Below are 14,271 nucleotides of genomic sequence, written 5' to 3' on the forward strand. Positions count from 1 at the left end.
GCGCTCGTGTCGCGCAGGACGCGGGCGCCGGCACGTCATCAATGCCGCTCGCCTCTCGCCTGTTACGTGCTCATTCGGACCTGGCGTCCAGCACTTCTCCGAAGGCTTCCCAAGTCGATCCGGTCCAGCGCTGCAGGCGCATCTGCGTCCAGATCATGTTCTCGGTTTCGCTGGTGTTGATCTTGATGCCCGGCAGTGCGGTCGGGACGACGAAGTCCCGGAGGTTCTTGGCCTGCGCCAGGATGTTCTTGCGGGACAGGTCATCGCCGCATTGTTTCAAGATCTGTTCCAGCAGGATGCCCTGCTGATAACCGGTGAGATAGCTGCCGTTGGTGATATCGACGCCGGGCAGATATTTGTCGATAAACGCCCGATAGGCCTGCATGCCGGGATCATCTTTCCACTTCGGATCCACGACATCCTTGTTGATGGTGCCGACGATCACTCCAGTCGACTTGTCGAGGCCGGCCGGCGTGAGCGTGCCTCCAACCGAACCGGACGGAAAGTTGATGATGACGGTCGCCTTCCAGCCAATCAAAGAGGCCTGCCGGATCGCCTGCGCAGCGAATTTCGGCGTGCCCGCGATCATCAGGGCATCCGCACCGGAGCTCTTCAGGTTGGTGATCTGCGAATCGACGGTCGGTTCAGTGACCTCATAGGACGCGGTGACGACCCTGCGATCGTAGTCCTTGCCGAGAAACGCCTTGAAGGCGTTGACGTAGTCTTTTCCGAGGTCGTCATTCTGGTAGAGGATCGCATATTTGGCGTTCGGCAGAGCCTTCGTGAGGTATTTTGCGTAGATCTTTCCCTCGGTATCGTAGCTGACGAGACCTGTCGTGATCAGCGGGTAACTGGCGACGTCGGTGAACTTGGACGATCCGCTGACGATCGCGATGCTGGGCACCCCTTTTGACTTCAAGTATTTTGACGTTGCCGAAATGGCGGGAGTGCCGAGCTGGCCGAACATGAATGCAACTTCATCGCTCTCAACGAGCTTGCGAACCTGCTCCACCGCCTTGGGCGGGCTATAGGCATCGTCATAGGCGACGTAATTGATCTTGCGCCCGCTGATGCCGCCGCGATCATTCAGGGACTGAATGTAGGCGATCAGCCCCTTGCCCACGAGACCGATCGATGAAGCCGGTCCGCTGAACGGAAACACCCCGCCAATCTTGATTTCCGTCGCCGTAACCCCCGGCTCGTCGGCCGCGAATGCCGGGCTGCCCAACAGCACGAGCAGAACGGCAAGACTCTTCCATTTCCGCAACATCGGCATCCTCCCTGATGCGCACTCTTCCGGTGCGCGCTTCAATGTTATGTGTTCCTAACGGCTCGCCAGGCGTCATGCCGCGCGAAATTGAGCGCGCCGCCAAGCCTCGATGGCAAAGCGCGTCAACCGTTTCGGCTCTTGGATCGGCCGTCTCACGACTTGAAACCTACAGTTCTTTTTTAGAACTAGTCAAGCGCTTACATGCGCCTCCCCTGACAGCGGGAGGAAGCGCTTGCGACTTTGTGAGGAGTTGTACGTTTAGCCTGGCATCATCCTCGTTAGAGGATTGGTCCTGATGCCCAGCCGCGGTAGCCGCTTCTGTCAGCCGGGATATCGCGCCATAACATCCAGTCAGTTCATTCTATTATTGAACTTCAGAAGTGATCGGAGGTGAGCTCTCAAATGGCGGCGCTGCAACGCGCACGGCCAGCAGGCCGGCGATCAGCTTTAGACTAGCGCGGGACAGGGAATACGAGATCGAGACCTTTAAGAAAGTGCTCGACGTCAATCTCACGGGCATGTTCCAGACGTGCATGGCGTTCCGCTCGCAGCGAGCGTGGGATGGCGAGTCTCTTGCGGGGTATCGGCCAGCACGGATGCGGCCTCGTCCGCTTCGCGACAAGAGCTGTCGATCCCGCGTCTCCCGACCGAATCCGAAGCGCCTCACTGGCAACAGATGCCCGCTCTCACACCTTTGCAGGCTGGCGCGGCCGCAGGTGCAGCCGCGCCGATTTCGCTCAGCGGAAATTGCCCTTGGTCTCGGGGATCACGACCGCGCCGATCAAATAGATCACGAACACGCCGACCGCGAAGCAGGCCAGCGACATCGGAATCTGCGCGGCGCTGCCGCTCACCAGCGAGACGAAGGTCGGCATCATTCCGCCCAGCGCAAAGCCGATGTTCCAGGACAGGCCGGTGCCGCTGGCGCGGAGCGCCGTGGGGAAACGCTCGTTCAGGAAGATCAGCACCGGCGCGTAGCCGGCATTGCCGATGAAGGCGATGGCAAGCGCATAGAGCGTGATTTGCGTGGTGTCCCTGGTCGTGGCGAGGTTCAGATAGCACAGCGGCAACAGCACCGCCGCCAGGACCCCGATCAGCAGGAACGTCTTTTTGCGGCCGATGAGATCGCTCAGCGCGCCGACCATCACCGCGGCGAAGAATGCCGAGACACTCGCGCCCATCAGGATCAGCGAGGAGGTCTGGTTCGGAACCGCGTTGATGACTTTCAGGAAGCTCGGCAGGTACCCCGAGGTCAGATAATAGCCGGCGCCGCCGCCGAAGGTAATGAGCAGGTTGATCAGCAGGACGCCGCGATACTCACGCGACAGCACATCCTTGACCGGCGCCTTCGAGACCTTTGCCTGCTTATTGCCCTGCTGGCGCTTGAGCTCCTTGAAGTACGGGGACTCTTCGAGGTTCCGGAAGATGAACCAGCCGAGCAGAGAGCTCAGCAGCCCCGAGAAGAACATGAAGCGCCAGCCCCAGACGGCAAAGGCATCTCCGGGAAACACCGAGGACGTGATCAGGAAGATGAAGGACGCCAGAAGCGCGCCAATGCCGGCGCCCCCGCCGCCGACCAGGCCCGACATCGCGCCGCGCCAATGCGGCGGCACCGATTCCGTGCCGATCGTGTGGGTCGAGGCCACGACACCACCGACGAACACGCCCTGCACCAGCCGCAGGATCAGGAACAGGATGGGCGCGATCACGCCGACCTGCGCGATGGTAGGCAGCAGGCCGAACGCGGCCGTGCTGATGCCGACGCCGATGATGGCGATCAGCATGGCCTGCTTGCGGCCGTGCACGTCGGCGTAGTGCCCGAAGATCGCCGAACCGAGTGGCCGCATCAGCAGCGTAACGGCGAACGAACCGTAGACCGCGGCGAGCGACAGCGCCGCATTGCTCGACGGAAAGAACAGCGCACCGACCACCGGCGCCACATAGAGCAGAATGAACAAATCGAACAGGTCGAGTGCCCATCCGAGCACCGACGCGATGATCGCGTTGACCATCTGCTTGTTATCCGCCGATGCCTGTGCGCCGGCGACCGGCATATCCATCTCAGCCATTTTGTTTTACCTCCCCCGTTTGAATAGGGCCGCGGTCCGCGCCATTGCGAACCGCGGCAGTTCGTTGCGTCCCGTATCAGCGGCCGACGAATTTCGGCGGCCGCTTGGCGTTGAACGCCTCGACGCCTTCCCTAAAATCTTCCGACTGGCGCAGACGGCTGTAGCAATGGCCTTCGAGCTCGATGGCGATGGCGAGTGTCGAATCCTCGGTATCGTTGAGGAGCTTCTTGGCGGTGCGCTGCGCCAGTGGCGAGAAGCTGCGGAGCTCGTCGACGAGCTTGTCGGTTGCCTTCTCCAGTTCGGAATCGGGCACGCATTCGGTGGCGATGCCCCACTCCAGCGCCTGCTTCGCCGAGATGCGCTTAGAGCGCATCACGATGTCCTTGGTGCGGGTGATGCCGACCATCTTCTGCAGCCGCGCCGACCCGCCGGAGCCCGGGATCTGGCCGAGCTTCTGCTCGGGCAGCGCGTACTGCGTGGTCTCCGAGGCGATACGGAAGTCGCAGGCCAGCGACAGCTCGAAGCCGACGCCGAAGCAATAGCCGCGATTGGCGACGATGACAGGCTTGGCGCAACGCGCCGGCGCGGCGATGTTCCAGGCGAGCTTGGAGACGTGCTCGGGGCTCGCTTCCATGAAGCCCCCGATATTGCCGCCGCTCGAAAAATGTTCGCCCTCTCCGCGCAGCACGATGATGCGCACGCGCGGATCCTCGTCCAGAGTCTCGAAGGTCAGCCGAAGCTGGTCGCGCTGCGGCATCGCCACGACGTTGTAGGGCGGACGTCCCAGGATGATGTCCGCGCGCTCATGCGCCTCGTCGATCTCGACCTTGAACCCATCGAGCTTGGCAAGCCGGGGATCGGCAAAAGTATAGGGTGACGGCATTTTCGCTTCCTTCTGTTGATGCGTGACGATCAAGCGGCGTCCGATGGCGGACGGCGCTCGGTCTCGTATTCTCCGGCGACGAGCAGGCGCCGCAGCAGCTTGCCGACCGGCGATTTGGGAATCGCGTCGACGAAGACATAGCGGCGCGGCCGCTTGAAGTTGGCGAGGCCCGAGGTGCGGCAGAACTGCTCCAGCTCGATCTCGGAGACGTTGCGATTGCGCTTGACGAAGGCGGCGACGACTTTGCCCCACTTCTCGTCTGCGACACCGACCACGGCGACCTCGTCGACCCCAGGGTGCAGCGACAGGCAACTCTCGATCTCGACAGGAGAGACGTTCTCGCCGCCGGTGATGATCATGTCGTCGACCCGGCCCGTGACGTACAGGTCGCCGTCCGGATCGACGAAGCCGGTGTCACCGGTGAAGTACCAGCCGTCGCGCAGCGACTTGGCGTCGGCCTCGGGGCGGCGCCAGTAGCCCTCAAAGGCCTCGTCGCCCGCGAGCGTGGCGATGATCTCACCCTCCTCACCCACCGCGGCAAGCTCCGCGACCGAACGCGCGCCGATGCGCACGACCTTGACGTGCTGGTTCAACCCGGCCTTGCCCGCCGAGCCGGGCTTGGCGGCAGCGTCCTGGTCGATCGTGAAGGTGTAGATTTCGGAACTGCCGTAGTGATTGACGAACAGTTCGGGCCTGAAGGCCTCGTTCAGCTTCTTCAGGAGGCCATCCGTCATCGAGGCGCCGGCGAAGCCGAGCTTGCGCACGCTGGAAACGTCGGTCCGGGCAAAGGCCTCGTGATGGACGAGATCGTGATAGAGCGTCGGCACCAGATAGAGATTGGTGATCCCTTCCCGCTCAATCAGCTCCAGCGCCTGACGGCTGTCATAGCGCGGAAGGCAGATGAAGCTGCCGCCGATCAGCGACATCGCCAGCAGCGAGCGGACGCCCATGGTGTGGTAGAGCGGCATCACGCCCAGCGTCCGCTCGCCGCGGCCGTAGAGATTTTGTGCGACATGGGCGATCGCCGCGGCACGCTCGGCGCGATGCCGCCGCGGCACCCCCTTTGGCCGCGAGGTTGTGCCCGAGGTGTAGAGCATGATCGACCAGGCTTCAGAGCCGACGCACGGCTCGGCGTCGGGCGCGCTGCCCCTGACCAGATCGGCAAAGCCGGTCGCCTCGCCTGTGCCCGGATCGACCGACACGCGTAGCAGCCGGCCGGCGAGCGATGAACCCTGCACCGCCTCGGCGGAAATATCCTGGTAGACGACCGCGCAGGCCTCGGCGTTCTCGATGCAGTAGTCCAGCTCGTCGGCCTTGGCGCGCCAGTTGATCGGGGTGATCACGAGTCCTGCGAACTGGCAGGCCCAATGTAGTGTCGCGGCCTCCCAGCGGTTTTGCAGCAGCGTGACGACGTGGTCGCCGGGCTTGAGGCCCAGGCGGCCGAAGGATGCGACCAAAGCAGAGATCTTGTCGTACCATTGCCGGTAGGTCAGGCGGAGATCGCCGTCGACCAGCGCGATGGCGCGCGGATCGCGCGCGGCGCTGGCCACGAAGCTGCTGGCGAGATCAAGCATCTGACGTCTCATTTTTCGATGAAGCGAGTTGGACGGCGGCTTCGAGGGCCGCCTGGATGATCGGCGTGTAGCCGGTGCAGCGGCACAGATGCCCGCTCAGCAGATCGCGAAGCTCCGCCTCGGTCGGCGTCGGATTCCTGGCGAGATAATGATCGAGCGACATCAGGATGCCGGCGGTGCAGAAGCCGCATTGGAGCGCGTGGTGACGGCGGAAGGCCTGCTGCAGCACGCCGAGGCGATCGGCCGCGGGTGCAAGCCCTTCAACGGTCTTGATCTCGCAGCCGTCGACCTGCGCCGCCAAGGTGAGGCAGGAACGGGTCAGCATGCCGTCGACGACGACGGTACAGGCGCCGCAGACGCCGTGCTCGCAGCCGACATGGGTACCTGTGGCGCCCAATTGATGGCGCAGGAAGTCGGAGAGCAGCGTCCGAGGCTCGGCTTCCCCCTCAACGGGCTCGCCATTCAGCGAGAAGCGGATCGGATGGCGGGCGCCGGATTTGAGACGGGTCATCGCAGAACCTCGCCGATCAGATCGCGGCCGATCATGCGCACGAGGTCGCGGCGGTAGCGCGCGGTGGCGTGGACGTCGTCGCGGGCGCCGAGCTCGTAGGCAAAGGTGTTGAGGGCATCGTCGAGCGCACTGCCCTCGAGCCGAGGCCAGTCCCGCGCGGTCGGGACGTCCGCGACGCCGCCGACTGCGAGGCGGACGCCGGATGGCGTCTTCATCGCGGCGCAGGCCACGATGGCGAAATCGCCGTGCCGGCGCGCGACCTCGCGGAACGCGAAGCGCGATCCCCTGGCGACCGGCAGCGAAATGCCTTCGATCAGCTCGTCGTCCGCACGTGCGGTCAGCATCATCCCGGCGAAGAAATCTTTGGCCGCGACGCGGCGACGGCGTTTGGCGTTGCGTAAGAGCACCTCGCCGCCGAGCGCGACCAGCGCGAGCGGCATCTCGGCGCTGGGATCGGCATGCGCGAGCGAGCCGCAGATGGTACCGCGGCTGCGGGTCTGCACGTGACCGACGCAGGGAAGCGCCAGCGCCACCAGCGGCAATGTCTCGGGCAGATCCGGCCAGGCCAGCAGATCGGCCTGACGCACGCCGGCGCCGACGACGACGGCATCGGCCTTCCGCTCGATCCGGCGGAGTTCCTGGATGCGCATGATGTCGATCAGAAGCTTCGGCTTGGCGAGGCGCATATTGAGCATCGCCATCAGCGACTGTCCGCCGGCGAGCACACGGGCGTCGCCGCCTTGCTGCGCGAGCCCATCGAGGACATCACCGACAGTTTCGGCGCGGAGATAGTCGAATACGGGCGGCTTCATCGGCGCCCCCCGAACCGGCCGGCGACCTTCGCCAGCAGGGCGAACAGCGAGAAGCCGCCCGAGGTGACGCCACCGCCGGCCCTGCGGGTGAGCGCTGCGAAGAACTGGCCGATGATCACCCGCGTCGCGCCGTCGAGCAGACGGCCGCCGATGCTCGCGATCTTGCCGCCGATCGCGGCGTCATAGCTGTAGGTCAGCTTCGTCCCGCCGCTGCCGTCGGGCGCGAGCGTGATGCGCCCCTCCGCGCTGCCGAAGCCGAGCGCGCCGGTGGCGCCGCCGCGCAGGGTCACCGCGCGCGGCGGATCGAGATCGAACAGCTCCACGTCGGCGCGATAGCGCCCGGTGACGGGGCCAATGCCGAGCGTGACGTCGGCGCGGAAATGCGTGTCGGTGATCTTGTCGACGCGCCGGCAGCCGGGAATGACCGATTGGAGCGTGGCGGGATCGAGCAGCATGGCCCAGACCTGCTCGGGCGTCCCCTTCACCGAGGCCTGTCCTTCGCCGCGAAGCCGCCGATCTGCTTCGCGCGCAGGCGCCGCGGCCACGCCCCCCGCGGGAGGCGGCGGTTCGGCGCCGCGCACCAGCTCGGCAAGCCGCGCGGGCACCAGAGGCAGCGTGATGTCGGCAACGCCGAGCGCATCCGCAACCGCATTGGCGAGGCAGACCGGCGTCGACATGCAATTGCCCTCGCCGACGCCCTTTGCTCCGAGTGGAGTAAATGGCGACGGCGTCTCCATGTGGAAGATCTCGGGATCGGGCACCTCGGTGGCGGTCGGCAGCAGATAGTCCGCGAGCGTTCCCGTCAGGAAACTGCCGTCCTCGGCATAGGCATATTCCTCGTAGAGCGCGGCACCGAGCGCCTGGGCGAAGCCGCCACGGATCTGGCCATTGACCATGCCGGGATGCAGGATGGTGCCGCAATCGTGCATGGTGACGTAGCGGTCGATCCGCGTCTGCAGGGTAATGCGGTCGATCTCGACGCCGCAGAAGTCGAAGATGAAGCCATGGCACAGCGAGGAGTTGATGCGGTCGTCCTCGCCGGGCGGCGTCAGCTCCGGCGGCGTCCAGAACACGGTCTCACGGATGGTCTGGCCGGCATCGTCAGGCAGCGAGCCAGGCGACCAATGGCTGAGCGCGGCGACACGCGAAAACGCAATCCGGTTCTCCGGATTGTGCCTGGAGGCAACGAAACCCTTTGCAAACACGATGTCCGCGGCTTCGACGTTCAACTGGCTGGCGGCGATGCGGGCAAGACGGCTGGCAACGCGCTCGGCTGCGAGCTTAGCCGTGCCGGCCACCGCGGCGGCGAAGCGGCTGGCGTAATTTCCCGACGCGATCGACCAGGCGTCCTTGGCGGTATCGATCTCGGTGTTGACGCGGATGTCCTTCGGCTCCAGACCGAAGACGTCGGCGACCACCTGCGACAGCACGGTGCGATGGCCCTGCCCCTGCGGCACTGAAGCGACATGAACGGTGACGCTGCCGACTGGATCGAGGCCGACGGTCGCTGTCGCCTGCGCGCCGTTCTTCGGCCCGGCCTTGCGGCGCTCGGCCGCGGTCAGCACCGTTGTGATGTAACCCATATTGGAGACGCTGGGCTCGACCACCGCCGTGAAGCCGATGCCGTAAAGACGCCCCTCCGCCCGCGCCGCGTCGCGCCGCGCCTTCAGTTCCGCCAGCCTGCCCTGCTCGACCGCGCGCGCGATCGCATCCTGATAGTTGCCGGAATCGAGCAATGCGCCCGTCGCTGTACGATAGGGAAAAGCACCCGCCTCGATCAGATTGCGCTTGATGACATCGAGCGGATCGAGACCGAGCCCGATCGCGATCCGCTGCACCAGGCGTTCCAGCGCGAAATAGACCTGCGGCCCGCCGAAGCCGCGGTTGAGGCCGGTCGGTGTCTTGTTGGTGACGACGACGCGGTTGCGGATCCTGACGTGGCTGATGTCGTAGGCCCCCGTCATGTTGCCGTGCATGCGGTAGAGCGTGGCGGGCTCGGGCGCGCGCAGATGCGCACCGCAATCCTCGACCTGGTCCCAGTCGAGCGCGAGAATCTTGCCGTCGGCCGCAACCGCCGCGGCCAACGTCGTCGCGCGGTTGGTCGCCGACACCGACGCGATGAGATGCTCGAGCCGGTCCTCGATCCACTTCACCGGCCGCCCCGTGACGCGCGCCGCAGCCGCGATCAGAACGATGTACGGAAACACACCCTGCTTGACACCAAAGCTGCCGCCGGAATCCGGCGGCGTGCGCAGCCGCAGCCGATTGCCCGGCACCTTCAGTGCACGCGCAATCACGGTGTGGATGCTGAAGGGCCCCTGAAAATTCGCGAGAACCTCAAAGGCGTCCTCGCCGGCATCATGCGAGGCAACGACACCATAAGTCTCGATCGGTGTGCAGGAGTTGCGGGGATAGCGGATGTCGATGGAGAAGCGATGCGGCGCATCCGCAAACGCCTTTTCAGGATCGCCGTAGCGAAACGCGCGGTCGCTGGCGAGATTGCCGGGAAAGCCGTCGTGCAGGACCGGCGCACCCAGTGCCATCGCTCCGAACGGATCGACTGTAGCCGCTCGAGGGCGATACTCGACATTGATGAGTTCGGCCGCATCTTCGGCGCGGGCACGATCAGTCGCCACGATCACGGCGACCGGTTCGCCGACATAGCGCACACGCTCGACTGCGATCGGCCAGCACTCGACCGGCGCCTTCACGCCGACGACGAGACTAGTGGTGACCGCCTTGATCTGCTCGCCGGTCAGGACCGCGGCAACGCCCGGCAGCCGCCTGGCCGCTTCGGCGTCGATCGAAACAATATCGGCGTGGGCGTGCGGCGAGCGCAGGATCGTCGCATGCAGCGTGCCGGGCTGGACGCCGAGGTCGTCGATGAAACGGCCGCGGCCGCTGAGCAGCGCGGCATCCTCGACGCGCTCGATTGAACGCCCGACCCACGGCTTGTCGCCACTCTGTTCGACCGAATTTGCGGACTTGACCGCAGCCTGCACCATGTCCCGGCATACCTCCCGACGCGCTCTTTGACGCGACGGCGACGTTTGTCAGGACAGGAGGTGCGAGGGCCATACCGCCCGCTCTCACGACTTACCAAATCGTCTCATTCGAGAGCGTGCGGCGCAATATCAGCCCGCAAAAATCAGCCCGCGAGACGCGAAACGTTGCGAAACTCGCGCGGGCTGACGCCGGCATGATCGCGGAAGAAACGCGTGAAATGTGCCGGCTCCGGAAAACCAAAGCGCTCGCTGAGCTCGCCGAGCGCTGTGTCCTCGCGCATCACCGCGTCGAGCGCGCGCTCCATGCGGACGACGTTGAGGTAGAGCTTCGGCGAAACGCCGAGCGAGGTCTCGAACAGGCGGAAGAACTGCGCGCGCGACAGGCCCGCGCCCTTCACGAACTGGTCGACGTTGGCATAGGAATCGTTCACGCGCATCGCGTCCATCGCGCGGCGGATCCGCCAGTCGCAGCTCACCGCGCCCATGCCGCGGATCGAGGTCGGAAAGCTGCGCCAGGGCGTGAAACGCTCGATCACCGCGATCATGAGGTCAGAAAGGGTCTGCTCGTGGTTTCGCACCGCGTCGGGATTCGCCATCATTTCGGCCGCAAGATGCAGCGTGAGCTGGCGAATGCGCGGCGAGACTTCGCCCGAGGGCCGCTCGAAAAAGCCCGGCGCGCCGCTCGCGGCCCATCCGCGCCGGAACTCCTTCAGCCACTCCGGCTCGATATAGAGCGCCATGATGAGCGTGCGCGGACGATTGACGTCATGCACATAGGCATGCGGCTTCCAGCCGTCGACGAGAACGGCGGCCGTGTCCGTGAGCGGCGTGACCTGGTCGCCGACCAGGAACTGGGTGTCGGAGCCCTCGACCTTGAGCAGGACGTGGCAATGATGATGGGCGTGGCGGACCAGCGAACGATCCATGTCGAGCAGAGCGACCCTGCCGAAAGCGCCATGAGCGATGCGCAGGGCCGTCGACATCAGTTTCTTCCTCCCGGCGTTGCGCCGCAAAATGGTTGCCTTGTTGGTGGGGCACTATAAGCAGGCCCAGCTACATATTCCAACGGCGCAAACGGCCGCAAGCCGCTTCCAGGCGGTAACCCGCTCACATCCGCGCCTCCGCAAGAAGCGCGCGACCGCAGCGCCCGGATCGGCCTGCAAGGCTGTCGTCAGATCGACCCCCTCCTCGCCCTTGACGCGGATGCGCATGAAGGCGAGCTCGGGCGCGCTGACCGGAGCCGTTGCATCCAGACCCATCTTGGCGCTGATGCCGTCATCCGTGGTCGGATCGAGTTTCGAGCCGAGCGCGCTGGCAGTACCGCGCTCGAGCTACGGCAGATTGTCCCGCAGAAAAATGTCGATGCGGATGCGCTCCTGGTCGGGGCTGATTGGCTCGCCCGAGCAATGCGCGAGCAGAATGCGTGCCGCGGAGCGCGCCTCGTGCCCGGGGTCCTGATTGATCACGGCATCGAGGGTGCCGCGGACCAGGAAACGCCGTGTGTGTTGGGTCAGCTCATGGGTAATCCAGACCACTTCGCGAGCCCGGCCCGAGGCCTCGAGCGCATCGGCGATGCCGCGGTTTCCGGCGCCGCAGCAGTATATGCCGCGAAGATCGGCATGGCGCGCGAGCAGCGCTGCCGTGAGCTCCCGCGTGCGATCGCTGTCGTCGCGGCCCTCGATGACCGGTAGCTGGGGCAGGTTCGGATACTCGCTGGACAGGATCTGGTGGAAACCGAACTGCCGTTCGGTGTGGTCACGTAGCGACAGCGATCCCGCGATCACCGCGACCGTCCCCTCGCGCCCGGCGAGGAAGCGCCCCATCAGCGTTGCGGCGGTGCGGCCTGCGGCCGGATTGTCGATTCCGACGTAGTGCAGCCGGCGCGAGCTTGGCGCGTCCGACACGAGGGTCACCACGGCGACCCCGCGTGCGACGAGCTCGTCGATCGCGGCCCGAACCCTGGGATGATCGAGTGCGATGACGGCGACGCCCTGGTAGGCCGGCGACAGGGTTTCCAGGGCGCCTGCGAGCACATCCGGATCGAACACGTCGACATGGAGAATATCGATAAAGCCGCGCTGGCCGGCGAGCCAGTCCGCGGTGCGCTGGACCTGCTCGCTCAGGTTGGTCATGAAGCTGTTGCTGCCGGTCGGCAGCACGAAGGCGAAGCGGAACGTTTGCCCGCGGGCCAGTCGCGCGGCCGCGACGTCGGCGCGATAGCCGAGTTTTGCCACTGCGGCCTCGACGCGCGCGACGGTCTTGGCACGCACGCCCTCGCGTCGGTTGACGACGCGATCGACGGTCGCAAGCGAAACGCCGGCCGCACGCGCGACATCCTCGAGCGTGGCGCGAATCGCCGGTTGCGTCGCTCCACCTGTCATTCGCGCGCAGCCCACAGCATGCCGCGGGTCATCAGCGTCCGGATCTCCGGCACGTCGAGCTCGTAGGCACGGTGGCCGAGCGAGGAATAGAACACCCTGCCCGCGCCGTAGCGCTTCTTCCAGACCACGGGCATCACCACACCCTCGATCCACGGCGCGTGCTCGCCAGTGAAGGTCGTCGTCGCCAGCACCTCGTTGGCGGGGTCGACATGCATGTAATACTGCTCGGAACGATGTTCGAAACTGTTCAGGCCCTTCATGATGGGGTCATCCGACTTCGTCAAGTCGACCTTGTAGTCGATGATGTTGCCGGGATGGGCGACCCACTGCCCGCCACACATGAACTGGTAGTCGACGGAATCGCGGAACGCGTCGCACATGCCGCCATGATGACCGGCGAGCCCGACGCCGCTCCGCACTGCGGCGCAGAGATTGAGCGCTTCCGCCTTCTCGATCTTCGACATCGTGTAGATCGGGATGATCAGCGACATGTCGTGGATCGCGGGATCGGCGAATGCCGCCGTCGTCGTCTCGATCCGCACCTCGAAGCCTTCGGCCCTCAGCCAGCCGCGAATCATCGAGGCGCAGAGATCAGGATCGTGTCCCGGCCAGCCGCCCCATACAATCATTGCCTTGCGCATGGTCATTCCCTCAGTCGATCTGTCCCGTTTCACGTCCCGCCGGCAGCATCGCCGGCCGCTCGACGCTGCTTTCGATCTTGACGCGGCGTCCTTCGTCGGCGGAGGTCTGGAACGCCTCCATCACCTCCAGCACGTGGAACGCAAGCGCGCCGCTGGCGCGGTGCGGACGGTTGTTCAGGATCGCGGATGCCATGTCTGCGACCCCGATGGAGCGGAACTCGCCCTCGACATGGCCGTGCGTCAACGGCATCGCTTCCCATTCGCCGCCGGTCCGGGCGAGTTGCACCTCGCCGCCGAAGCGGTTCGGGTCCGGCACCTGCATGCTGCCCTTGTCGCCATAGATCTCGATCGGCGCGTGCCGGTGCTTCGGTACATCGAAGCTCATCGCGATCGAGACGACCGCTCCGCTCTCGAATTCAAGCGTGCCCGCGACATGGGTCGAAACCTCGACCGGGATCAGCGTGCCGTTCATCGGCTGGCTGGTGACCATGCGCTCGGATCGCGGCCGCGCGGACGAGCCCATCACGCTCGCGACCGGGCCGAGCAATTGCACGAGATCGGTGATGTAGTACGGCCCCATGTCGAGCATCGGCCCGCCGCCGCGCAAGTAATAGAAGCCCGGCGCCGGGTGCCAGCGCTCATGGCCCGGGCAGCCGAAGAAGGCACTGCCCGCCACCGGCGTGCCGATCGCACCGTCGTCGATCAGCTTGCGGGCGGTCTGGTGCCCGCCGCCGAGGAACGTGTCAGGCGCGCAGCCGACCCGCAGGTTCTTCTGTGCAGCGAGATCGATCACCTTGCGGGCTTCCGCGACGTCGATACCGAGCGGCTTCTCGGAATGGACATGCTTGCCGGCGTTCAACACCGCGAGACTGACGTCGGTGTGGGCCAGCGGCACCGTGAGATTGATGACGATCTCGACGTCATCGCGCTTGAGCAATTGATCGACCCGCATCGCCGGCAGCCCGAAAGCGGCCCCCTGTCGCTCCGCGACTTCACTGCGCATATCGGCGAGCGCCCTGACCTCCATGACCGGGAAGCGTTGCGCCGCCTTGAGGTAAGCGGTGCTGATGACACCGCAGCCGATGATTCCAATTCCGACTTTTCTCATTGTGATCTCCGTAAGGG

The 14,271-nt window shown here is 65.3% G+C and carries 11 protein-coding genes and 1 pseudogene; all 12 read right to left on the reverse strand.

The window, feature by feature from the left end; translation table 11 throughout:
• Positions 1–70: 70 nt before the first annotated feature.
• The 12 genes and pseudogenes from AABA86_RS14800 to AABA86_RS14855 all read right to left on the reverse strand — a co-directional run bounded on the left by AABA86_RS14800 (position 71) and on the right by AABA86_RS14855 (position 14,254).
• Positions 71–1,270 (reverse strand): ABC transporter substrate-binding protein, encoded by a 1,200-nt coding sequence (locus AABA86_RS14800; RefSeq protein ID WP_338307313.1) that lies wholly within the window; start codon positions 1,268–1,270, stop codon positions 71–73.
• A 737-nt stretch (positions 1,271–2,007) separates the two neighbouring features.
• Positions 2,008–3,339 (reverse strand): MFS transporter, encoded by a 1,332-nt coding sequence (locus AABA86_RS14805; protein ID WP_338307314.1) that lies wholly within the window; start codon positions 3,337–3,339, stop codon positions 2,008–2,010.
• A 76-nt stretch (positions 3,340–3,415) separates the two neighbouring features.
• Entirely contained in the window at positions 3,416–4,222 is an 807-nt protein-coding gene (locus AABA86_RS14810; protein ID WP_338307315.1) for an enoyl-CoA hydratase/isomerase family protein, read from the reverse strand.
• A gap of 29 nt (positions 4,223–4,251) precedes the next feature.
• On the reverse strand, positions 4,252–5,796 hold the full coding sequence (locus tag AABA86_RS14815; protein WP_338307316.1) for an AMP-binding protein: 1,545 nt from the start codon (positions 5,794–5,796) through the stop codon (positions 4,252–4,254).
• On the reverse strand, positions 5,789–6,307 hold the full coding sequence (locus tag AABA86_RS14820) for a (2Fe-2S)-binding protein (protein ID WP_338307317.1): 519 nt from the start codon (positions 6,305–6,307) through the stop codon (positions 5,789–5,791). The genes AABA86_RS14815 and AABA86_RS14820 overlap by 8 nt, the downstream gene beginning before the upstream one ends.
• Complete coding sequence (locus tag AABA86_RS14825; protein ID WP_338307318.1) at positions 6,304–7,119, reverse strand: FAD binding domain-containing protein; 816 nt, start codon at positions 7,117–7,119, stop codon at positions 6,304–6,306. The genes AABA86_RS14820 and AABA86_RS14825 overlap by 4 nt, the downstream gene beginning before the upstream one ends.
• Complete coding sequence (locus AABA86_RS14830) at positions 7,116–10,124, reverse strand: xanthine dehydrogenase family protein molybdopterin-binding subunit (protein WP_338307319.1); 3,009 nt, start codon at positions 10,122–10,124, stop codon at positions 7,116–7,118. The genes AABA86_RS14825 and AABA86_RS14830 overlap by 4 nt, the downstream gene beginning before the upstream one ends.
• A 143-nt stretch (positions 10,125–10,267) precedes the next feature.
• A complete protein-coding gene (locus tag AABA86_RS14835) occupies positions 10,268–11,107 on the reverse strand; it encodes a helix-turn-helix transcriptional regulator (RefSeq protein WP_338307320.1) in 840 nt (279 codons plus the stop codon).
• A 141-nt stretch (positions 11,108–11,248) separates the two neighbouring features.
• Positions 11,249–11,440 (reverse strand): annotated as a pseudogene (locus tag AABA86_RS14840) (UbiD family decarboxylase); the annotation flags it as partial.
• Positions 11,441–11,455: 15 nt separating this feature from the next.
• Positions 11,456–12,505: a LacI family DNA-binding transcriptional regulator gene (locus tag AABA86_RS14845; RefSeq protein WP_338307321.1), complete on the reverse strand. Its 1,050-nt coding sequence runs from the start codon at positions 12,503–12,505 to the stop codon at positions 11,456–11,458.
• Positions 12,502–13,146: a ThuA domain-containing protein gene (locus AABA86_RS14850; protein ID WP_212252458.1), complete on the reverse strand. Its 645-nt coding sequence runs from the start codon at positions 13,144–13,146 to the stop codon at positions 12,502–12,504. Before AABA86_RS14850 ends, AABA86_RS14845 begins: the two co-directional genes overlap by 4 nt.
• A 10-nt stretch (positions 13,147–13,156) precedes the next feature.
• Positions 13,157–14,254 carry a Gfo/Idh/MocA family protein gene (locus AABA86_RS14855; RefSeq protein ID WP_338307322.1) on the reverse strand — a complete coding sequence of 366 codons (1,098 nt, stop codon included), beginning with the start codon at positions 14,252–14,254 and terminating at the stop codon, positions 13,157–13,159.
• Between the last annotated feature and the right edge of the window lie 17 nt (positions 14,255–14,271).

The organism is Bradyrhizobium sp. TM233 (assembly GCF_036247965.1).
GTDB classification, from domain to species: domain Bacteria; phylum Pseudomonadota; class Alphaproteobacteria; order Rhizobiales; family Xanthobacteraceae; genus Bradyrhizobium; species Bradyrhizobium ottawaense.